Annotated in this window: 20 protein-coding genes; 14 read left to right on the top strand and 6 right to left on the bottom strand. The window is 60.7% G+C overall.

From position 1 onward, the window contains the following. Positions 1-275: 275 nt before the first annotated feature. From prmA to K5R88_RS24325, 8 genes are all read left to right on the top strand, one after another. A complete protein-coding gene (prmA, locus tag K5R88_RS24360; protein ID WP_223449964.1) occupies positions 276-1,154 on the top strand; it encodes a 50S ribosomal protein L11 methyltransferase in 879 nt (292 codons plus the stop codon). Between the two features lie 30 nt (positions 1,155-1,184). Continuing rightward, complete coding sequence (locus K5R88_RS24355; RefSeq protein ID WP_226298510.1) at positions 1,185-2,435, top strand: DUF3426 domain-containing protein; 1,251 nt, start codon at positions 1,185-1,187, stop codon at positions 2,433-2,435. 185 nt (positions 2,436-2,620) lie between these two features. After that, positions 2,621-3,631 carry a tRNA dihydrouridine synthase DusB gene (gene dusB, locus K5R88_RS24350; protein ID WP_008031257.1) on the top strand — a complete coding sequence of 337 codons (1,011 nt, stop codon included), beginning with the start codon at positions 2,621-2,623 and terminating at the stop codon, positions 3,629-3,631. Further along, positions 3,628-3,948 (top strand): DNA-binding transcriptional regulator Fis, encoded by a 321-nt coding sequence (fis, locus tag K5R88_RS24345; RefSeq protein WP_007907419.1) that lies wholly within the window; start codon positions 3,628-3,630, stop codon positions 3,946-3,948. Before dusB ends, fis begins: the two co-directional genes overlap by 4 nt. Positions 3,949-4,029: 81 nt before the next feature. Next, positions 4,030-5,637: a bifunctional phosphoribosylaminoimidazolecarboxamide formyltransferase/IMP cyclohydrolase gene (purH, locus tag K5R88_RS24340; RefSeq protein ID WP_008038724.1), complete on the top strand. Its 1,608-nt coding sequence runs from the start codon at positions 4,030-4,032 to the stop codon at positions 5,635-5,637. Positions 5,638-5,791: 154 nt separating this feature from the next. Beyond that, positions 5,792-7,087 (top strand): phosphoribosylamine--glycine ligase, encoded by a 1,296-nt coding sequence (gene purD, locus K5R88_RS24335; RefSeq protein ID WP_008038723.1) that lies wholly within the window; start codon positions 5,792-5,794, stop codon positions 7,085-7,087. A gap of 99 nt (positions 7,088-7,186) precedes the next feature. Beyond that, entirely contained in the window at positions 7,187-9,964 is a 2,778-nt protein-coding gene (locus K5R88_RS24330; RefSeq protein ID WP_226298509.1) for a hybrid sensor histidine kinase/response regulator, read from the top strand. Positions 9,965-10,028: 64 nt separating this feature from the next. Then, positions 10,029-10,625: a MarC family protein gene (locus tag K5R88_RS24325; protein ID WP_008031249.1), complete on the top strand. Its 597-nt coding sequence runs from the start codon at positions 10,029-10,031 to the stop codon at positions 10,623-10,625. Positions 10,626-10,677: 52 nt separating this feature from the next. Here the strand turns inward: K5R88_RS24325 and K5R88_RS24320 are convergent, their stop codons facing one another. The 6 genes from K5R88_RS24320 to K5R88_RS24295 all read right to left on the bottom strand — a co-directional run bounded on the left by K5R88_RS24320 (position 10,678) and on the right by K5R88_RS24295 (position 17,145). Continuing rightward, the gene (locus tag K5R88_RS24320; protein WP_226298508.1) at positions 10,678-11,472 is read right to left on the bottom strand and encodes a hypothetical protein; all 795 of its coding nucleotides are present in this window, start codon (positions 11,470-11,472) and stop codon (positions 10,678-10,680) included. Between the two features lie 414 nt (positions 11,473-11,886). Then, positions 11,887-13,590 (bottom strand): precorrin-3B C(17)-methyltransferase, encoded by a 1,704-nt coding sequence (gene cobJ / locus K5R88_RS24315; RefSeq protein ID WP_226298507.1) that lies wholly within the window; start codon positions 13,588-13,590, stop codon positions 11,887-11,889. Next, on the bottom strand, positions 13,590-14,321 hold the full coding sequence (locus tag K5R88_RS24310; RefSeq protein WP_032832463.1) for a precorrin-2 C(20)-methyltransferase: 732 nt from the start codon (positions 14,319-14,321) through the stop codon (positions 13,590-13,592). The genes cobJ and K5R88_RS24310 overlap by 1 nt, the downstream gene beginning before the upstream one ends. Next, positions 14,321-14,947: a precorrin-8X methylmutase gene (locus K5R88_RS24305; protein WP_008038718.1), complete on the bottom strand. Its 627-nt coding sequence runs from the start codon at positions 14,945-14,947 to the stop codon at positions 14,321-14,323. The genes K5R88_RS24310 and K5R88_RS24305 overlap by 1 nt, the downstream gene beginning before the upstream one ends. Then, positions 14,940-16,247: a precorrin-3B synthase gene (gene cobG / locus K5R88_RS24300; RefSeq protein WP_226298506.1), complete on the bottom strand. Its 1,308-nt coding sequence runs from the start codon at positions 16,245-16,247 to the stop codon at positions 14,940-14,942. The genes K5R88_RS24305 and cobG overlap by 8 nt, the downstream gene beginning before the upstream one ends. Before the next feature lie 145 nt (positions 16,248-16,392). Beyond that, entirely contained in the window at positions 16,393-17,145 is a 753-nt protein-coding gene (locus K5R88_RS24295; protein WP_226298505.1) for a hypothetical protein, read from the bottom strand. 169 nt (positions 17,146-17,314) lie between these two features. Between K5R88_RS24295 and cbiE the strand changes: the two genes are divergently transcribed. The 6 genes from cbiE (at position 17,315) to K5R88_RS24265 (ending at position 21,897) form a co-directional block, all read left to right on the top strand. Beyond that, the gene (gene cbiE, locus K5R88_RS24290; protein ID WP_226298504.1) at positions 17,315-18,526 is read left to right on the top strand and encodes a precorrin-6y C5,15-methyltransferase (decarboxylating) subunit CbiE; all 1,212 of its coding nucleotides are present in this window, start codon (positions 17,315-17,317) and stop codon (positions 18,524-18,526) included. Then, positions 18,519-19,616: a cobalt-precorrin-5B (C(1))-methyltransferase gene (locus K5R88_RS24285; RefSeq protein WP_226298503.1), complete on the top strand. Its 1,098-nt coding sequence runs from the start codon at positions 18,519-18,521 to the stop codon at positions 19,614-19,616. The genes cbiE and K5R88_RS24285 overlap by 8 nt, the downstream gene beginning before the upstream one ends. Continuing rightward, on the top strand, positions 19,613-20,335 hold the full coding sequence (locus tag K5R88_RS24280; RefSeq protein WP_226298502.1) for a cobalt-precorrin-6A reductase: 723 nt from the start codon (positions 19,613-19,615) through the stop codon (positions 20,333-20,335). The genes K5R88_RS24285 and K5R88_RS24280 overlap by 4 nt, the downstream gene beginning before the upstream one ends. Before the next feature lie 164 nt (positions 20,336-20,499). Continuing rightward, complete coding sequence (locus tag K5R88_RS24275) at positions 20,500-20,898, top strand: DUF2946 domain-containing protein (RefSeq protein WP_226298501.1); 399 nt, start codon at positions 20,500-20,502, stop codon at positions 20,896-20,898. Between the two features lie 48 nt (positions 20,899-20,946). After that, positions 20,947-21,426, top strand: a complete 480-nt coding sequence (locus K5R88_RS24270; protein ID WP_192226962.1) for a copper chaperone PCu(A)C — start codon at positions 20,947-20,949, stop codon at positions 21,424-21,426. 21 nt (positions 21,427-21,447) lie between these two features. Beyond that, the gene (locus K5R88_RS24265) at positions 21,448-21,897 is read left to right on the top strand and encodes a DUF2946 domain-containing protein (protein WP_223435108.1); all 450 of its coding nucleotides are present in this window, start codon (positions 21,448-21,450) and stop codon (positions 21,895-21,897) included. Positions 21,898-21,998 lie beyond the last annotated feature (101 nt).

Here is a 21,998-nt window from a genome sequence, read left to right as displayed (position 1 = left end):
TAGCCTGATCAACAAAGCCGCCTTCGGGCGGCTTTGTTGTTTCTGAAGGTTTCATATCTTTCTGTAGGAGCGAGGCTTGCCCGCGAAGGGCGCGCCTCAATCGTACAGACATACCGCAGCGCCTGGTTCGCGGGCAAGTCGAATCGTCGCACCGCTCGCTCCTACGAAGAACACGCATATGTCGACCTTGTCGTCTTCTGCCTCGCGCTCGCGTAAACTTGCGCGCTTCTCGCAGCCCGCTAGGCTGCAATCAATATTTTTCAAAGGTACCCGCCATGCCTTGGCTGCAAGTCCGTCTCGCCATCAGCCCAGAACAAGCCGAAACCTACGAAGACGCTTTCCTTGAAGTGGGCGCCGTGTCGGTGACTTTCATGGACGCCGAAGACCAGCCGATCTTCGAACCGGAACTCAACACCACCCCGCTGTGGTCCCACACGCACCTGCTGGCCCTGTTCGAAGGCGGCACCGAAGCCGCTTCGGTCCTGGCGCATCTGGAGCTGCTGACCGGCAGCCCGCTGCCCGAGCATCACAGCGAAGTCATCGAAGACCAGGACTGGGAACGCAGCTGGATGGACGATTTCCAGCCAATGCGCTTCGGCCAACGCCTGTGGATCGTGCCGAGCTGGCACGCCGCGCCTGAACCCGACGCCGTGAACATCCTGCTGGACCCGGGCCTCGCGTTCGGCACCGGCACGCACCCGACCACCGCGCTGTGCCTGGAATGGCTCGACGGTCAGGACTTGAAAGGCTGCAACGTGCTGGACTTCGGTTGCGGCTCGGGGATCCTGGCGATTGCCGCCCTGCTGCTCGGCGCCAAGGAAGCCGTCGGCACTGACATCGACGTGCAGGCGCTGGAAGCCTCGCGCGACAACGCCGGTCGCAACAACATCGCCGATGCGCTCTTCCCGCTGTATCTGCCGGAAGATCTGCCACAGGTTAAGGCCGACGTGCTGGTGGCCAACATCCTCGCCGGCCCGCTGGTCTCCCTCGCACCGCAACTGTCGAGCCTGGTCAAGCCGGGTGGTCGCCTGGCGCTGTCGGGCATCCTCGCCGAGCAAGGTGATGAAGTAGCCGCCGCCTACGCGCAGGACTTCGATCTGGACCCGATCGCCAATCGCGATGGCTGGGTGCGCATCACTGGCCGTCGGCGCTAGAATGAGCGCCTGCATAATCCGGATCGCCGCATGACCGACAGCTTCGTCACCCAGTGCCCGCATTGCCAAACCAGCTTCCGCGTCAGCCATGCTCAGTTGAGCGTGGCCCGTGGAGTGGTTCGTTGCGGCTCGTGCCTGCAGGTGTTCAACGCCGCCAAGCAACTGCTTGAGCAGGCAGGCAAGGAAGTGATCCCCCCGGCGGCTCCGGCCATCGTCGAGACAGCCGAGCCAGAACCACGGGCCATCAGCCAGAAGCAGTGGACTGCCGCCGAACTGGACCTGGACAGCCTGGACCTGGATGAAGAACTCGCTCGACTGGAACAGCGGGAAATCCAGCCGACCACCGAATTCGGTCGCCACCGCGAAGACAGCCTGAGCGCCCGCCGCGATAGCGCCGAGCACGACGAAGAGCCGTGGTCCGACAGCCTGTTCAGCGAATCCGCTGCCGATCGCGCCGAAGCGGCGCAAGCGACAGAAGCTGCCGAAGTCCCCCTCACGCCCGAGCCGGCGATCGAGCCGAGCAAACCTTCGCGCACCGAACCCTCGCTGTCCCTGGAACCCGTGGAACTGGACGACGAGCCTCTGCCGCCGCAACTGCGCCTGAACGATCCACTCGACGCCCCGCTCCATCACGAACGCCTGTCAGCCACCGACGCCAGTGACGATATCGATGACGACCTGCCTTCGATCGAACCGCTGCGCAAACGCCGTGAACGCAGCGAACCGGGCGTACGCGCCGAGGTGCTGCAAGACCTGACCGATGACCCGCTGCAACTTGACTGGCAAAAACGCCGCTCACCCTGGGGCCGACGGTTTTTCTGGTTGCTGCTGATCCTGCTCGGCGCTGGCGCACTCGCGGGTCAATACATCGCTTACCATTTTGACGAACTGGCTCGCCAGGATCAGTACCGTCCGTGGTTCCAGCAGTTCTGCCCGCAAATCGGCTGCACCGTGCCGTCAAAAGTCGACATCGCGAAAATCAAGAGCAGCAACCTGGTGGTGCGCAGCCATCCAGAATTCAATGGCGCGCTGGTGGTCGACGCGATCATCTACAACCGCGCGCCGTTCTCCCAGCCGTTCCCGTTGCTGGAGCTGCGCTTTGCCGACCTCAACGGTCACCTGATCGCCAGCCGTCGTTTCAAGCCCGGCGAGTACCTCAACGGCGATCTTGAAGGCATGGCGGAAATGCCGCCGCAAACGCCGATCCACATCGCCCTGGACATCCTCGACCCAGGCGCCAAAGCCGTGAACTACAGCCTGAGCTTTCACTCACCCGAGTGAAACGCTTCAGTGTTACGGGTTTGACGGCACATTTCTGGCAGAGACCGCTCATACCAAACTGCTGGCAATAACAGAATAACTGTTCAGATTTTGTTCAATTCAGCCTTTATCCAGTCATCGAGAGCGGGTATCATGCCAACCCTTTTTCGAACTCTCATGATCCGGCCCCACAACTGGAAAGTCCTATGTCGGCGGTACGCATCGGTCCATACACATTGCACAACGGCTTGATTCTCGCCCCTATGGCGGGTGTCACCGACCAACCCTTTCGTCAGCTGTGCAAGCGACTGGGCGCAGGACTTGTAGTCTCGGAAATGGTCACCAGCGACATGAGTTTGTGGAACACCCGCAAATCGCGCATGCGCATGATCCACGAAGGTGATCCCGAGCCACGCTCGGTGCAGATCGCCGGTGGTGATGCACAGATGCTGGCGGATGCGGCCAGGGCCAACGTCGAACTGGGCGCACAGATTATTGATATCAACATGGGCTGTCCGGCAAAGAAGGTCTGCAACAAGGCCGCCGGTTCCGCATTGTTGAAGGATGAAGCACTGGTGACCGAGATCCTGCAGGCCGTGGTGGCTGCGGTTGATGTGCCGGTTACCTTGAAGATCCGTACCGGCTGGGACCGGGACAACAAGAACGGTCTGACGGTGGCGAAGATCGCCGAGCAGGCAGGCATTACGGCGTTGGCGGTCCATGGCCGCACCCGTGCCGATCTGTACACCGGTGAAGCCGAGTACGACACCATTGCCGCGATCAAGCAGGCCGTGTCGATGCCGGTCTTCGCCAATGGCGACATCGATTCGCCGGAAAAGGCCCGCTACGTGCTCGACGCGACCGGTGCCGATGGACTGTTGGTTGGACGGGCTGCCCAGGGGCGGCCATGGATTTTTCGCGAGATCGACCATTTCCTGCGTACCGGCGAAAAACTCCCGGCGCTGGACCTGATCGAGGTGGAACGCATTCTGCTAGAGCATCTGGCCGCACTGCACGTCTTCTATGGAGATGTCATGGGTGTCCGGATCGCTCGGAAGCATGTGGGCTGGTATCTCGCAACCTTGCCGGGCGCCAGGGAGTTTCGCGCCCACTTCAATCGTTTGGAAGATACGGAAGCACAATGCGCCAACGTTCAGGGCTTCTTCGCCGAACGTTACAAGAGCCTGACAGGGGACGGAGAAGAGGTGGCCGCATGACGATGATGACCGAGACTTTAGTGAGTGGAACAACACCCGTGAGCGACAACGTGAATTTGAAACAGCACCTCAATACGCCGAGCGAAGAAGGCCAGACCCTTCGCGGGAGTGTCGAGAAGGCGCTGCACAATTATTTCGCCCACCTTGAGGGCGCTGCCGTCACGGATGTGTACAACCTGGTGCTCTCCGAAGTCGAGGCGCCCCTGCTCGAGTGCGTGATGAACTACGTCAAGGGTAACCAGACCAAGGCCAGCGAGCTGCTCGGGCTGAACCGAGGCACCCTGCGCAAGAAACTCAAGCAGTACGATTTGCTGTAAGCATTCAATCAAACCAGAAAGGCGCCCGCGTAAAAACGGTCGCCTTTTTTGCTGACTCCTTTGCTTTTGATGGAAATTGAAATGACCGACCAGACTACCCGCCTGCCGATCCGCCGCGCCTTGATCAGCGTTTCCGACAAGACCGGGATCCTCGAATTCGCCAAAGAGCTTGAAGCCCTGGGCGTCGAGATCCTCTCCACCGGCGGAACGTTCAAGCTGCTGCGTGACAACGGTGTTGCCGCAGTGGAAGTCGCGGATTACACCGGTTTCGCAGAAATGATGGACGGTCGGGTGAAAACCCTGCACCCGAAAATCCACGGCGGGATCCTCGGTCGTCGCGGTATCGACGACGCGATCATGAACGAGCACGGCATCAAGCCGATCGATCTGGTGGCCGTCAACCTGTACCCGTTCGAAGCCACCATCAACAAGCCAGGCTGTGACCTGCCGACCGCCATCGAGAACATCGACATCGGCGGCCCGACCATGGTCCGTTCGGCGGCAAAAAACCATAAAGACGTGGCCATCGTGGTGAATGCCAGCGACTACGCCAACGTGCTGGAAAGCCTGAAGGCCGGCGGCCTGACCTACGCTCAGCGTTTCGACCTGATGCTCAAGGCCTTCGAACACACCGCCGCCTACGACGGCATGATCGCCAACTACATGGGCACCGTGAACCAGGCCGCTGACACCCTCAGCACCGAAGGTCGCAGCGAGTTCCCGCGCACCTTCAACAGCCAGTTCATCAAGGCTCAGGAAATGCGCTACGGCGAGAACCCGCACCAGAGCGCGGCGTTCTACGTTGAAGCCAAGCCTGCCGAAGTCGGTATCGCCACCGCGACCCAACTGCAAGGCAAGGAGCTGTCCTACAACAACGTGGCCGACACCGACGCCGCGCTGGAATGTGTGAAGAGCTTCGTCAAGCCGGCCTGCGTGATCGTCAAGCACGCCAACCCGTGTGGTGTTGCCGTGAGCCCGGACGCCGAAGGCGGCATCCGTCAGGCCTACGAACTGGCCTACGCCACCGACACTGAATCCGCGTTCGGCGGCATCATCGCCTTCAACCGCGAGCTGGATGCCGAGACCGCCAAGGCGATCGTCGAGCGTCAGTTCGTCGAAGTGATCATCGCCCCGAGCGTCAGCGAAGAAGCCCGTGCCATCGTCGCGGCAAAAGCCAACGTGCGCCTGCTGGCCTGCGGCGAGTGGTCGGCTGACCGCGCGGCTGCCTGGGACTACAAACGCGTCAACGGTGGCCTGCTGGTGCAGAGCCGCGACATCGGCATGATCAGCGCCGATGACCTGAAAGTCGTGACCAAGCGTGCACCGACCGAACAGGAAATCCACGACCTGATCTTCGCCTGGAAAGTCGCCAAGTACGTCAAGTCCAACGCCATCGTCTACGCCAAGAACCGTCAGACCATCGGTGTCGGCGCAGGCCAGATGAGCCGCGTGAACTCCGCGCGCATTGCCGCGATCAAGGCTGAACATGCCGGCTTGCAGGTGGCGGGTTCGGTCATGGCATCCGACGCGTTCTTCCCGTTCCGCGACGGCCTGGACAACGCGGCCAAGGTCGGCATCACTGCGGTGATCCAGCCAGGCGGCTCGATGCGTGACAACGAAGTGATTGCAGCAGCTGATGAAGCCGGCATTGCCATGGTCTTCACCGGCATGCGCCACTTCCGTCACTAAGCACGACGATCAACTGTGGGAGCTGGCCTGCCAGCGATAGCATCCCCTCGGTTTAGCCGATAAACCGAGTTGTTTGCATCGCCGGCAGGCCAGCTCCCACAGAAAAGCGCCCTTGCGGCGCTCAACAGAATTAGCGTCATCCGAGGTTTTTGAAATGAATGTTTTGATCATTGGCAGCGGTGGCCGTGAACACGCCCTGGCCTGGAAAGTGGCTCAGGATCCGCGCGTGCAGAAAGTTTTCGTGGCTCCGGGCAACGCCGGCACCGCCATTGAAGCCAAGTGCGAAAACGTCGCTATCGATGTGCTCGCACTGGAGCAACTGGCCGACTTCGCCGAGAAAAACGTTTCCCTGACCATCGTCGGTCCGGAAGTGCCGCTGGTTGCCGGCGTCGTCGATCTGTTCCGCTCCCGTGGCCTGGACTGCTTCGGTCCGACCGCTGGCGCCGCGCAGCTGGAAGGTTCGAAAGCCTTCACCAAGGATTTCCTGGCACGCCACAAGATCCCGACCGCCGACTACCAGAACTTCACCGAGATCGAGCCAGCCCTGGCTTATCTGCGTGAAAAAGGCGCACCGATCGTGATCAAGGCCGATGGCCTGGCCGCCGGTAAAGGCGTGATCGTTGCCATGACACTGGCCGAAGCCGAAGACGCCGTGCGCGACATGCTCGCGGGTAACGCGTTTGGCGAAGCCGGTTCGCGCGTGGTCATCGAAGAATTCCTGGACGGCGAGGAAGCCAGCTTCATCGTCATGGTCGACGGCAAGAACGTCCTGCCGATGGCCACCAGCCAGGACCACAAACGCGTCGGCGACGGCGATACCGGCCCGAACACCGGCGGCATGGGTGCTTACTCCCCTGCGCCAGTCGTCACCAGCGAAGTGCACAAGCGCGTCATGGACCTGGTGATCTGGCCGACCGTGCGCGGCATGGCCGAGGAAGGCAATGTTTACACCGGTTTCCTCTACGCTGGCTTGATGATCGACAAGGCTGGTAACCCAAAAGTCATCGAATTCAACTGCCGTTTCGGCGACCCTGAGACCCAACCGGTTATGCTGCGCTTGCAGTCGAGCCTGGTGTTGCTGGTCGAGGCGGCCCTGGCGCAAGCGCTGGACAAGGTCGAAGCCCAATGGGATCCACGCCCGAGCGTCGGTATTGTTTTGGCGGCAGGCGGCTATCCTGGCGACTACGCTAAAGGCGTCGCCATCAACGGTCTGGATGCAGCCGCAGCGCTGGAAGGCAAAGTCTTCCACGCCGGTACTGCGCTCAAGGACGGTCAAGTGGTGACGGCCGGCGGTCGGGTGCTTTGCGCCACTGCCATGGGTGCCAGCGTCGATGCTGCCCAGCAGCAGGCTTACAAGCTGGCCGCGAAGATTGACTGGGAAGGCTGCTTCTATCGCAAGGACATTGGCTACCGTGCCATTGCCCGTGAGCGTGGCGAAAATCAGGAATAAGCGATCCATTCGGCAGGGCTTGGGATTCAGGCCCTTGCCGGACTATTCCGGCGCCGCGCATAGTTATATTCTGGCATCAACCTACGAAGGGATTTCGCCGTGCGCTGGCTCAGGATTGCCATAGGTTTCACAGTCACGCTGCTGACGCTGCTCTGCATGCTTCCGGCCCAGGCCGCGCAAGGCAGTGGCTGGGCGCTATTGCTTGACGAACAGGGCGACCTGCAACTCAGCGACATCCGTTCCGCTCGTTTCACCAATCAATTCAGCCCCATCGAACTCGAACGCCTCACCGCGGCCGAGCCCGGCGGTGCACTCTGGTTGCGCTTCAGGCTGGCACCCGGCAAGCATGAGCAGTTGCTGCGGGTGTTCGCTCCCGACCTGTCGCACCTCAATCTTTATGTGCTGGACGGCGACAAGCTGATCGAGCAACTGAACACCGGCACCGAACAGCCTCAGGCAGAACGGCCACTACCCAACAGCGACTTCATGTTGCCGTTGCCGCAAAGCGAAAAACCCCTCGACGTCTACCTGCGCCTGGTGTCCGACCACCAGATGCGGCCTTACATCACCCTGCAATCGGCAATCATGACCGCAGCCAATCAGAGCCAGACGCTGATTTACGGTCTGCTGTTCGGCTGCATCGGGATGCTGATCCTGCACAACCTGATCCGTTACGCTTACACCCGCTCGCGCAGCAGCCTGTGGCTGGCAGGTTGTGAAGCGTTGCTGATGATCAGCCTGGCGCTGCTGCTGAATCTCGCGGGCCCATGGCTGTCGGACTGGCATGCGGTGCAAACACCGGGCGCTTACCTCGCCCTGCTACTGACCGCACCGTGCGGGCTGATGTTCGCCTACCGTTTCTTCGCCCCGCTCGGCCCGCACCCGCTGAACAAGCTGCTGCTGGGCGACATCCTGTTCATTGTGGCTTGCGGTCTGCTGCTGTTGTTCGTCAACACGCTACCGCTGAACATCATCACCTACGCGCTGGTCGCCCTCGCGGGCCTCACGATGTTGTTCGTCAGCGCCTGGCACTGGCAAAAAGGCTATCGCCCGGCCCGACTGTTCGTGGCCGCCATGGTGGTGTTCAACGTCGGCACGCTGATTATCCTGCCGGCGCTGCTGGGCCTGACGCTGGTAGAACCGCAAGGCCTGATCATTGCCCTGCTGGTGTTCATTTGCATCAGCGGCCTGTTGATGAGCATTGCCCTGAGCGAACGCCAGCGCAGCATCACCGAAGACCGTTTCAGCGTCAGCCGCGATCTGGCCGCCAGCAACGCCGAGATCAATGCCAAGGCCGAATTCCTGGCGAAGATCAGTCATGAAATCCGTACCCCGATGAATGGCGTACTGGGCATGACCGAACTGTTGTTGGGCACGCCACTCTCGGTCAAGCAGCGCGATTACGTGCAAACCATTCACAGCGCCGGCAACGAACTGCTGACCCTGATCAACGAGATTCTCGACATTTCCAAGCTCGAATCCGGGCAGATCGAGCTCGACGATGTGCAGTTCGATCTCAATGCGCTGATCGAAGACTGCCTGAGTATCTTCCGCGCCAAGGCCGAACAGCAGAACGTCGAGCTGATCAGCTTTATCCAGCCACAAGTGCCGCGGGTCATCAGCGGTGACCCGACGCGCCTGCGCCAGACGCTGCTGAGCCTGCTGGAAAACGCCCTGAAGAAAACCGACGAAGGCGAGATCCTGATTGTCGTCGCCCTCGACGAGCGCACGGCCAAACCGCGCTTGCGCATTGCCGTACAAGACAGCGGCGAGCCGATGGACGCCGAAGAACGCGACGCGCTGATGCACGCCGAACTGCACAGCAAGAACTTCCTCTCGACCACCCGCCTGGGCGGCAACCTGGGGCTGGTGATCGCCCGTCAGTTGATTCGCCTGATGCAAGGGGAGTTCGGCATCAAGAGCGGCGCCAGCCAGGGCAGCACCTTATGGCTGACCTTGCCGCTGGACCCCGACCGCCTCGAACACCCGACGTCCGACCTCGATGGCCCGCTGCAAGGCGCACGGGTATTGGTGGTGGACGACAACGACACTTGCCGCAAGGTACTCGTGCAGCAGTGCAGTGCCTGGGGCCTGAATGTCAGCGCGGTGCCGTCCGGCAAGGAAGCCCTGGCGCTGCTGCGCACCAAGGCTCACCTGCGCGATTACTTCGACGTGGTCCTGCTGGACCAGAACATGCCCGGCATGACCGGCATGCAACTGGCGGCCAAGATCAAGGAAGACCCGAGCCTGAACCACGACATCCTGCTGATCATGCTCACAGGCATCAGCAATGCGCCGAGCAAGATCATCGCGCGCAACTCCGGGATCAAGCGCATCCTCGCCAAACCGGTGGCCGGCTACACCCTGAAGACCACGCTGGCGGATGAACTGAATCAACGCAACAAGGGCCTCGCGGTATCGCAGTTCCCATCCACCGGCCCGACCCTGCCGGTCAAGGTTCCCAGCGACTTCCGCATTCTGGTGGCCGAAGACAACAGCATCTCGACCAAGGTGATTCGCGGCATGCTGGGCAAACTCAACTTGCAACCGGACACCGCCAGCAATGGCGAAGAAGCCTTGCAGGCAATGAAAGCCCAACGTTACGACCTGGTGCTGATGGATTGTGAAATGCCGATCCTCGACGGTTTCTCCGCCACCCAGCAATTGCGTGCCTGGGAAGTCGGCAACCAACGGATTCGCACCCCGGTGGTGGCATTGACCGCACACATCCTCGCCGAGCATAAAGAGCGCGCACGTCAGGCCGGCATGGACGGCCACATGGCCAAACCGGTCGAGCTGTCGCAGTTGCGCGAGCTGATCGAACATTGGGTTGCCCAGCGCGATCAACAGCAACGGACGGCAACACAACCGTCCTGAGCCGACAGACCCTGCAACGCCTGATAGACTCCCCCACGACTTCTCTCGCCAGTGAGCCTGCATCATGCTCCACGTGTTGTTCAGCGTTTACCTGAAGATGCTGGTGCTCTACAGCCCGTTCTTCGTGTTGTCCTGTTTCATCAGCCTGACCCGCGGTTATTCGCGCAAGGAACAACGGCGGCTGGCCTGGAAAGTGGCAACGGCCACACTGATTTCCAGTGTCTTGCTGTACTTGTTCGGACGGTACATTTTCAGTGTTTTCGGCATTACCGTGGACGCGTTCCGCATCGGTGCCGGCAGCGTGCTGTTTATCTCGGCACTGGGCATGGCCCAAGGCAAGTCGGCGGTCCAGACCGATAACGTGCAGCAGGACGTCACCATCGTCCCGCTGACCATCCCCCTGACCGTCGGCCCCGGCACCATCGGCGCCTTGCTGGTGATGGGCGTGAGCCAGCCCCACTGGGATGACAAGCTCACCGCCATCCTCAGCATTGCCCTGGCCAGCTTTACCGTTGGTGTGGTGCTTTACCTGTCGAACCGCATCGAGCGCATTCTCGGCGACCAGGGTTTGCAGATTGTCAGCCGATTGATGGGGTTGTTTGTGTGTGCACTGGCAGCACAAATCATCTTCACGGGCGTAAAAGGGTACCTGGTGCCTTAGTGACAATCCTTCACTGAAAGCCAGGGGCTTTTTAGCCCCTGGCGGCCGGGCTTCATTTAACCGGCGAAAACTCCATGAAAACGGCCTCTCTGAGATCATCAAGGAACTTGATGCAATCAGCCTCTCTCCTCAAGTCTTCTTCGTGAATGGTAAAGTGCGCCTTACCTTGAAAGATCGGAAGTTCGGAAGTATCCCACTCTACAAAAAGAACTTTTGCATCCTTGTCCGATGAGTCGTAACGGACAGTCGCCACGGCCATCGTCACTTCAGCGTCTTCGTCTTGTTTGCAAACAGACACGCCAAAATTACCACCACTGGCTTCAGTCGCATGACGTTCAAACAGTTTGACGGCTTCAGGTTGTTTTTTCAGTGCATCAATAGTTTTGTCTGCGACAACCTTAAGCGCATTCGCGGCCGTACCCGCCAGGCCACCGGCCACAGAATGAACAATATCCAGAGCTACATTATCCAGCGTCAACTTGGCGGAGGTGGATTTGTACTGGGTAAAGGCACTGTGGTATTCGGTCCAGCCCGTGGCAAACATCAGCTTTTTAAAGCTCTCATATCGTGCAATTTTCTGTTCTTTAGCAGGAAACAGAATTTTTGAAGCGATATCGGCATACGCGTAGGTGTTTTTTACGATGCGCTTGTTGCGCCGCGACATCCCGTCCAGGAAGCCCACTACACCACTGCCCATGATCGCGGCATTCATTTCATCCCGGTCAAACGGTAGCTTTACTGCGGAGCGCGCCTGGATTTTCGGACCGGCAAGTTCAAGTTTGGCTCGACATTGTTCAAGACATTGATCGAAATAAAGACTGGCTTCTGCTTCATTCATTTTATTCATCTTATAAACCTTAAATTCAAATATATAAAAGCCGAACTGGCTCCGTCGAAAAACTATCGCACCCACCCGACAGATTCAACAGCACCAGAACTTATAAAAAAACAACAAAACAACCTACAAATATCGAGATGTAACGAACCATAATTAATTACAACAAATCAATAAAAACCAAACAAGAGAAAAACCCAATAGATCCGCACACGCCTGCACGCCCCATTAAAAAACAAGAACTCAACTTACACAGAAATGTAAATAATCCGACTCACCAAGAGAGCTAGAAGATAAACATCCTCTATTCATTCAGGAATTAACCTACATCCTCTGGCGAATGTTTTTTACGACAGCGCAAAGAAAAAGCCACGGCAAATCGAGTGGAAACCCGGCCGTGGCTTTTTTTTAGCGAAGCGCAACGCTTCAGGTGGCAGGCTTTTCTCCATACCAACGCGGCGTGTACACCCAGTCACCGCCACCCATACGCGAAAACACGCAGGTCGTAGACGAACCCACCAGGACCATGGTGCGCATATCCACCTGGTCCGGGGTCAACTGGCCAAGCGTCGTCACTCGCAGTGTCTGTCCTGGGCGACCGATGTCACGCCCCAACACCACCGGCGTCGCAGGTGTGCGGTATTGCGCGACGATCTCCAGCGCCCGGCCAAGTTGCCATGGACGGGACCGAGAGATCGGGTTGTAGAACGCCAGGGCGAGGTCGGCCTGTGATGCAAGGTCCAGACGCTTCTCGATGATCTCCCAAGGCTTGAGGTTGTCCGACAGCGACAACACACAGAAGTCATGTCCCAGCGGCGCACCGGCCTGAGCCGCCGTCGCCAGTGACGCAGAAACCCCCGGCAGAATTTCCAGATCGACGTTGTGCCACGCGGCATCGCTGGACTCGTGAAGGGCTTCGAGCACCGCAGCCGCCATGGCGAACACTCCCGGATCACCGGAAGAAACCACCACCACCGACCGTCCTTGCGCCGCCAGTTCAAACGCGTGACGTGCGCGCTGCATCTCTTCGCGGTTGTCGGTGCAATGCATGACTTGATCCGCACGGAACGGGCCGGCCATGCGCACATAGGTTTCATAACCGAGCACATCATTGGCGCGCGCCAGTTCGGCCTTGACCGCCGGTACCATCAGCTCGGCAGCACCAGGGCCAAGACCGATCACCGCCAAGCGACCGCGAGGACGACCGATCGACAATGGGTCCAGAGGTTGCTCGGCCACTGCGATAGCAAGGGTGTCGTCGCCGAAGATCTTCACAGACTGACCGAGGGCGTTGCGTGCCAGCTCACTGACTGCGCCGACATCGTTGCCAAAACGCAGCGGCACGCCCAGCTCAAGCGCCGCTTCACGCAGCGCCGCACTCGACATTTCGCTATCGGCGGCCAGCAGACAGGCCACCGATTGCACGGCGATCTTTGCCTGATGCAACGCCTCGCGAATCGCACCCGGCAGATCGGCCACGCCGGTCCCGACGGCCACCAACACGTTGCGCGGATAGATCAACAGCTCGTTGGCCGCCGGTGCACGCTCGGCATGACCGACGTGAACAGCCAGCCGCGCCTGCGGGTCCTCGGGCAACTGCGCCTGCGCCAACCACGGGGCCGCGCCTTCGATGCGCACCGTTTCACCGGCGAGCAAATCGGAAACGAAGCGCTTGCCCAGCTCCAGATCGCCCAAGGCATAACCGCTGGGTGGATTGAGCAGGCAGGTACCGAAGCGCAATTCGCCACTGGTGGTGATCGCCGCCGCGACGTCCAGTGCAGCCGCAATTTCTCGCGCCAGCACGTTCACGCCACCCAGACCGCCCAGCAACGGCACCACTGCGCTGCCATCTTCAGCAACGGCCAGCACCGGCGGCTCGGCGCCCTTTTCCAGCAGCAACGGCGCCAGGGTGCGAATCACGATGCCAGCGGCGCACAGGGCAATGATCGGCGTGTCCTGCTGATAGAGCTCACGCAGGGTCGCGCCGAACTCGTGATAGATGCGGTCCGCGCCCTCGACCCGCTCGGCCAGACCGTGGATCAAGGCGCCCGGGTACACCTGCTGAATTTTGCGTGCGGTCGCGAGGCTGCCATTGCCGAGAATGACAATCGCCGGAACTGGACGAGTCATCAGCCTTGCCACCTTTCGCCTGGAACGATGATCAGCGAGAAGTACGGCGAGGACATCGGCTCGACCTGATCCAGCGGCACGATTTTCTGATTGGCCATGGTCGCGCGTTCGACGTACAGCGCACGCTCGGCCAACCCGAGTTCTTCCAGCACCTGACGGACTTTGGGAAAGTTGCGCCCCAGCTTCATGATCACCGCCGCATCCGCATCGGCGAGACGCCGCTTGAGATCGTCGTGCGGCAACACGCCGGACAGTACCGACAGGCTCTGATTGCGATACACCAATGGCGCGCCAAGTACCGAAGCGCCGCCGAGCATCGAACAGACACCGGGCACGACTTCGGCCTCATATCGCTCGGCCAGGCGATCGTGCAGGTACATGTAGGAACCGTAGAAGAACGGGTCGCCTTCGCAGATCACCGCCACGTCTCGGCCTGCATCCATGTGCGCGGCGAGTTCTTCGCCGGCCGCATCGTAGAAATCGCTGATCACTTGTTCATAGGACAGCGGTGCCGGCAAGGCTTCGGTGGTCACCGGATACACCAGCGGCAGCAGGGTCTGAGCGTCCTGCAAATGCGCTTCGATGATGCCGAAGGCGTTGCCCTTTTTGCCCTTGGCAACGAAGTACGCCACCACCGGCGATTCGCGCAGCAGGCGCAGGGCCTTGACTGTAATCAGTTCCGGATCACCGGGGCCGACGCCGAGGCCGATCAAACGTCCAGGTTGCTGCATCATTCGATCTCCGTGGCGAGGGCATTGACGGCGGCGGCGGCCATGGCGCTACCGCCCAGCCGGCCTTGCATGATGACAAACGGCACACCGCGACTGTCGGCGGCGAGTGCGGCCTTGGATTCGGCGGCACCGACGAAGCCCACCGGGAAGCCAAGGATCAGTGCCGGCTTCGGCGCGCCGGCGTCGAGCATTTCCAGCAGATAAAACAAAGCGGTCGGCGCGTTGCCAATCACCACCACGCTGCCTTCCAGGTGCGGGCGCCACAGTTCCAGCGCGGCGGCGGAACGGGTATTGCCCAGTTCACGGGCAAGCTCCGGAACGCTTTCATCGCGCAGGGTGCAGATGACTTCATTGTTCGCCGGCAAACGCGTGCGGGTCACGCCTTCGGAGACCATCCGCGCATCACACAGGATCGGTGCACCGGCGGCCAAAGCATCGCGCCCGGCCTTGCCCGCGCCTTCCGAAAATTGCAGGCCGTCAATCGCATCGACCATGCCGCAGGCGTGTATCACCCGCACCGCGAGTTTTTCCAGATCGGCCGGGATTCGCTCGAGGTTGGCCTCGGCACGAATGATCGCGAAGGAGTTGCGATAGATCTCCTGACCGTCGCGGATGTAATCAAGCATCAAGGGGGCTCCGTGAGCGGGCGTCGAGCAAGGCGTCGACCGCTTCAATAGTAAGGTTGCGTGCGTGCAGGGCGCCGAAACCCGGCTGCCCCGCTTCGCGAAAATAGAGGTCGTAATGACCGGGGGTGACGGCCAGCAAAGTGACCGGCGCACTGTGCGCGGCGGCACAGGAACGCGGGCAACCACTCAGATGCACGCTCAGCAGCTGGCCATGGCGTTGCAGCAACGCGGCGAGTTGCAGAGCGTCCTGCTTGGTATCGGCCAGGCCCTTGGCGCAGCCTGTCGAGCCAGTGCAGGCAATCAACCGCGACAAGGCCTGACCGGCATCGCAGACCAGGCCCAACGCGTGCAGGCGGCGGATGACTTCATCGGCGTTGTCGTGGTGAATGTTCGGCAACAACAGGCTTTGCCATGGCGTGAACCGCAGCGTTGCATCGCCGTATTCCTGCGCCAGTCGAGCGGCGCCCCGAAGCATGGTGCTATCGAGACGTCCGAGAGGTGGCACGGCCCCGACATAGACATGACCGGCTTGCGCCTGCGGGTGCGCGCCAATGTGCAGCACCTCGTTACTGACTGAACGTTGCCAGATGCTAACGGGCTGGAAAGGCAGTCGCCAGGCGAGGCGAGCGAGAAATTCGGCTTGAGGGACGTCGACCAGCAAGTGGCGCATCCGCGTGTGTTCAGGTCCCGCCAGTTCCAGGAAAAGTTCAAGCACGGCGACCACCAGCGCGTGGCCATCTTCCAGTGGAACACAACCGGCCGGTTGATCGGTGGGGCATCCCGCCAGACCGAAAGCCAGCCATCGCTCGCCCTCTCGCTCGACCGCGGACAACCACAGATCGTGGGGGTGTTCGAGCATCGCCAGGCGTTCACCGCCATCCAGTTGCACGGCGAATTTGGCGCTGAGGTCGTGAAAGCGTTCTTGCCCTTGCAAGGTGGCGAGGATCTGTGCGGCCAATTCACGCGTGTCGAACAGCATCTGCCGATCGATACCTGCGCTCGGGCTCAGCATCAGATTACGTACATCGTCGCCCGCCGCATGCGAAGGGCCAAGGCCTGCGGCGAGCAGACTATCGATCAACGCTTCCTGCTCTTTGACGATGCCGCGAATCTGCAGGTTGGCCCGGTTAGTGGCCTCGATCACTGAGCCGGCATAACGCTGCGCACCTTCGGCGACAGCATTGGCCTGCTCGGAAGTGAGGGTGCCGCCCGCCAGTTTTATCCGGCAGATACCGCCGTCTCTGGCCTGGACGATACGCAGCAGCCCCGGACAGGCCGAGGGGCGTAAAGCGCGGGACATAGGGAGTTCGTTCAAAGGGATGACCGGATCTGAAGTGGGAGCGCCCCCCGTCGGAGGCGAGCGGTATTATGCCTGCTTTGCCGCGCAGCATCATAAGACCACGTGTCGCATTTGCTCCGACCTTGAATCCGTCAGGCGGCCTCCCTCACAGGCGCTCTGAATAAAACTCGAAAATGGCGTCAGCGATCCGGTCGAGCCGATCGTTCAACTCCGGGCGGACTTCGTCGAAGCGGGCTCTGTTCAGGGTCAAGGGAGCGGCTCGATGCGTGAGCGTCACGTTGCCTTCCTTCCAGTCCCAAAACAGAAAATCTTCCCGCTGTGCCAGCGCCCGAAGCGAAAAGTCATTCAGGTCCAGTGATAACTTCCCTTGTTTGTCGTATTCAGCGGGAGCAATGGAAAACTCCCTGCCACGTCGACTTTCAGTGGCCAATGACCAAAGCGCCGACGAATTAGCCAACAATGATTCAAACATGTCTTTTGTAACTATCGCCATCTGACTGTTAACAGCGGCAATTCTGTTCAAATAAATCTGAGTCACTTTACCTGCAAAGTGACTGTAACTTTTCTCGACAACCCTGCGTTCGTCAATTTCCCAGCCCAAGTCCCATAACACCACGGCAAACAAGGAAAACCAGCCTTGCGGATCTGTGTCCCTATTGCGCTGCTGACTCGCATACCACTGCGCATAGCGCACGCTGGAGTTGACGTCACGCTTGTCCTGACGCGACACGCCCCTGGCCGTGCTGATCAGGTTGCCACCCGATAGCGACCCGGCAGCGCCTTGCTGATCCTGCGCGACGTAAAGTCGAGAGTTCTTTGTTTGCCGTGGCGCGAAGTCTCGGTTGAACGCATCAGAATAAGCCATCAAGTCCAGGCTTCCTGTTGTATCAATAACCATAGTCAATTCCTTTTAAACCATTATCAAGTTAGTGCACGAGCATTCAAACTACATAACTTAACCATGACCAGCCACAGACTAATAAAACCAACTTAAAACATTCTATTACTCGCCTCCGCGTCTGCCGCGTTATCATGTGCCGCTTTATGCAGATGAATAGAGATCACACATGGCTCGCTGGCTGACCGTGACAGGCATTGGTGAAGACGGCTTCAAGGGTTTGGGCAGGAATGCCCGGCATGCGTTGCTGGCTGCCTCGAAGATCTTCGGCAGTCAGCGGCAACTGGACCTGCTGCCGCCCTGCATCCGTGGCGAACGCAAACTCTGGCCGACGCCGTTCTCCCTCGATGCGTTGTTGGCCTTGCGGGGTGAGCCGGTGTGCGTGCTGGCCAGCGGCGATCCGATGTTCTTCGGTGTCGGCGCCAGCCTCGCCCGGCAATTGCCCAGCGCGGAAATGCTGATCCTGCCGGCGCCCTCTTCCTGCTCTCTGGCGGCCGCGCGAATGGGCTGGCCGTTGCAGGATGTCGTCACGCTGTCGGTGGTCGCTCGCCCGGTCGCGGCACTTAACGCGCAGTTGTTCAGCGGTGTTCGCTTGTTGGTGCTCAGCAACGACGGGCAAAGCCCCGCCGCAATAACGGCGTTGTTGCGTGAACGTGGTTTCGGGCCGAGCCGCCTGAGCGTGCTGGAACATTTGGGTGGCGAGGCCGAGCGACGCATCGACGGTGTCGCCAACGACTGGGCCGACCCGGCAATCGCCGACCTCAACCTGATCGCCATCGAGTGCATCGCCGACCCCGACACGCCGCGCCTTTCGCGACTGGCCGGCCTGCCGGATTCGGCGTTCAGGCACGACGGTCAACTGACCAAGCGTGATGTGCGTGCAATCACCCTCGCGCGCCTGGCCCCGGTTCCCGGTGAACTGTTGTGGGACGTCGGCGCCGGCAGCGGCTCGATCGGCATCGAGTGGATGCGCGCCCATCCGGGTTGCCGGGCGCTGGCGATCGAGGCCGATGAAGGTCGGCAACTGTTGATCGAGCACAACCGCGACGCGCTCGGCGTGCCCGACCTGCAATTGGTTCGTGGCAGTGCGCCGCAAGCCCTCACAGGTCTGGAACGCCCGGACGCGATCTTCATCGGTGGCGGCGTCACCCGCGAAGGCGTGCTGGACACTTGCTGGGCGGGGCTCAAACCCGGTGGCCGACTGATCGCCAACGCGGTCACGCTACAAAGTGAAATGACCCTGATGGCCTGGCGCGAGCAACACGGCGGCGAGCTGACGCGTATCCATATCGCCCAGGCGCAACCGCTGGGCGACTTCGATACCTGGCGCCAGGCCTTGCCGATTACTTTGCTGGACGTGGTCAAACCTTTCGATGCGTGACGAAACCGCCGAACAACCCGCACCGTTGCGCAGCGGCCTGACCACCGGCAGCTGCGCCACCGCCACCAGCCTGGCGGCCGCTCGATTGCTGCTCGGCGGAACGAGTGCAGACGCCGTGGACATCGTCCTGCCCAAAGGCAAGCGCGTGCAGATGCGCCTGGAATTCTGCCGGTTGCTGGATGACGGCGCCGAAGCAGGAACGATCAAGGATGCGGGGGACGATCCGGACGTGACCCACGGCGCGCTGCTCTATTCCCGAGTGCGCCTGAGCGCAGAACCGGGCATTCGTTTCTGTGCCGGCCGTGGTGTCGGCACCGTCACCCGTCCGGGCCTGGTGCTGGGCGTCGGCGAGCCGGCGATCAACCCGGTGCCGCGCAAGATGATCAGCGATCATTTGACCTCACTCGCGCAAGAACTCGATTACCCCGGCGGCTTTGAGGTCACGGTGAATGTCGAGGGCGGCGAGGCGCTGGCGTTGAAAACCATGAACCCACGGCTGGGCATTCTCGGCGGCCTGTCGATTCTCGGCACCAGCGGCATCGTCCGGCCGTTTTCCTGTGCGGCGTACATTGCCTCGATCCATCAGGGCATCGACGTGGCGAAAACCAACGGTTACCTGCACATCGCCGCGTGCACCGGCAACGCCAGCGAAGACACCATGCGCCGAGTCTACGACCTGCCGGAAATCGCCCTGATCGAAATGGGCGACTTCGTCGGTGCGGTGCTCAAACACCTTCGCAAAGTGCCGGTGGCCAAACTCAGCATTTGTGGTGGTTTCGGCAAGATCAGCAAACTGGCGGCCGGGCACATGGATCTGCACAGTCGGCATTCGAGCATCGACCTGCCGCAACTGGCCGAATGGGCTGCGGCGGTCGGCGCGGATGAAGCGTTGCAGCAGGCAATGCGTGAAGCCAACACCAGTCAACAGGCGTTGGCCATGGCCAGCGCCGCCGGCATCGCACTCGGCGACGCGGTATGCCAGCACGCACTGGATTTTGCCCGCAGTGTGGTGCCGGCACAGGTTCAGGTCGAAGTGTTTGCCATCGATCGACAAGGCGGGATTGTCGGCCACGCAGGAGCTTTTCAATGAAACGCCTATTGCTGCTCGGCGGTGTGACGGAAGCGCTGGCCATCGCCCGCACGTTGGGGCCGGAACACATCTACAGCCTGGCCGGCGTCGGCCGTGTACCGACCGATCTGACCTGTCGGGTTCGCGTTGGCGGTTATGGCGGCGCGGACGGCCTGGCGCAGTTCATCCGCGACGAAGGGATCGATCTGCTGCTGGACGCGACTCATCCCTACGCTGCGCAAATCAGCCAGAACGCCGCGACCGCCGCTCAAGTGTCCGGCATCCCCTGCTGGGCACTGCGCCGCCCGGCCTGGCAACCACAAGCCGGGGATGACTGGTGCGAAGTCAGTGACTGGGCCGAGTTGATCGAAGCACTCAAACCGTTCCGCCGACCACTGTTCACCCTCGGCCGCGAACCCTTGCAACACCTGCATGAAATCCCTGAGCAGCAATTCTGGACGCTGCGCGCCCTGGACGTTTATCCGGGCAACGAGCGCTGCGAAGTGATCGGCGCACGCGGGCCGTTTCTGATCGAGGATGAACGTGAGTTGTTCGAACGCCGGCAGATCGATGTGCTGATCAGCAAAAACAGCGGCAGCACCGCCACCGAGCCGAAACTGGAAGTGGCGCGGGAGCGTGGGGTGCCGGTGCTGGTGTTGAAGCGGCCGGTGTTGCCGGGGGTGGAGCGGGAGCTTGGGTCGGTAGTGCAGGTGTTGGAGGCGCTCGCCGAAATACTCTGACCGATCAGTAATTATTCCCGGGCCAGCCCCCGGCATTTCAAATGGGAGCCGCTACACTCATTTGAAACACGCTGCGACACCAAACCGCAGGCCGCGTTTTTACTTATCGGCACTGATCAGGCTAAATAGCCGCGCCTGATCTCCCACCCAACCGGATCTGTCCCATGTCCCGACAACGGCTCGCAATTGCCTGGATAGCCTGCTTCGCAGTGCTGTTCAACATGCTCGCCATGCCGATGACAGGAGCGATGGCGCAGACGGCGAAATCGCCGGCCGAACAGGTGTTGTGGGGCAGTTTCTGCTCGTCCACCGGCACGAAGATGGTGGCGATTTCGCTGGGGACGCTTGATCAGAAAGCTCCGCAGAACGACATTCATTCCAACATGCAGCATTGCTGGTGCTGTTCCGGTTCTGCGCCATTGGTGGCGTTGCCCGGGCATGTGCCGCAGTTGTATTTCGCGCGCTTCGAAACCAATCGAAGCCTGCCCGCCACCGCACTCGACACTCCCACTCCGCGCCAGCAATGGCCGAATCTCAACCCCCGCGCATCCCCTCTGGTGTGATTCCTTCTCGCAATTGACCTGCGTTTTGAATCGTTCTGGAGAACTGCCATGTTGAACAAACTCATCGTTCTGGCTGCATTGCTGCTGCCTGCCTGCTTTGCCAATGCCCATGAATACAAGGCTGGCGAACTGCAAATCGCTCATCCGTGGTCACAGGAATTGCCACCGAACGCGCCGACCGTTGCGGCTTACTTCGTGATTCAAAACCCCGGCAAAACCGCCGACAAACTGCTCAGCGTCGACTCGCCGATTGCGGGCATCGCCCAGTTGCACGAGCACGTGATGCAGAACGATCTGATGAAAATGCAGCAGGTGCCAACCGTCGAAATCCCGGCTGGCGGCGACGTCACGTTTGCACCGATGGCGTACCACGTGATGCTGCTGGAACTGAAAGACCGCAGCCTGCTGAGCGACGGCAAGCGGTTCCCGCTGACGATGCATTTCGAAAAGTCCGGTGATGTGACGGTCGAAGTCTCGGTGCAGAAAACCGCACCGGGCGGCGTGCAAGTGCACGCACACAATCCGTAACTGCCAGAGCTGAATACGCCCATGCGCCCGCTTAGCGCCAGGCCATCCGCGCCCCGTCGTCAGCCATTGAGCCTGACACGCGGTAGCTGGATCAGCCTGTTCGCCATGTTGATGATCTTCATCGGCCCGCTGATTTCTCAGTCGATGCCGATGGATCAGCGCGCCTCTTCGATGTCCATGAACATGTCGATGGACATGAGCATGGACATGTCAGCGATGGCGCACGGCGAGCACGGCGCGACACCCGCCGCCGAGCACTGTCCACCCAAAACCTCCCATCATGCGATCTGGGAAAAGTGCGGCTATTGCAGCCTGCTGTTCAACTGCCCGGCGCTGACGGGCGGCCAGTCTTTCGTTGCATTCGACGCCCCAAAAACCAGCACCTTCAGTACACCCGCCACCCGCCTGGGCCACGCCCGGCAAACCTTCTTCCCCGGCGCCCGCACCCGCGCACCACCCATCGTCACGTAAACATCTCCCCAATCTCACACGGTTAGAAGACAGCAAAGCAACCTGTGGGAGCGGGTTTGCTCGTGAAAGCGGTGGGGCTGACCCACCCACATCGCGAGCAC

The organism is Pseudomonas sp. MM213, from assembly GCF_020423045.1.
Classification (GTDB): domain Bacteria; phylum Pseudomonadota; class Gammaproteobacteria; order Pseudomonadales; family Pseudomonadaceae; genus Aquipseudomonas; species Aquipseudomonas migulae.
This window is presented reverse-complemented; position numbering and strand designations above follow the sequence as displayed.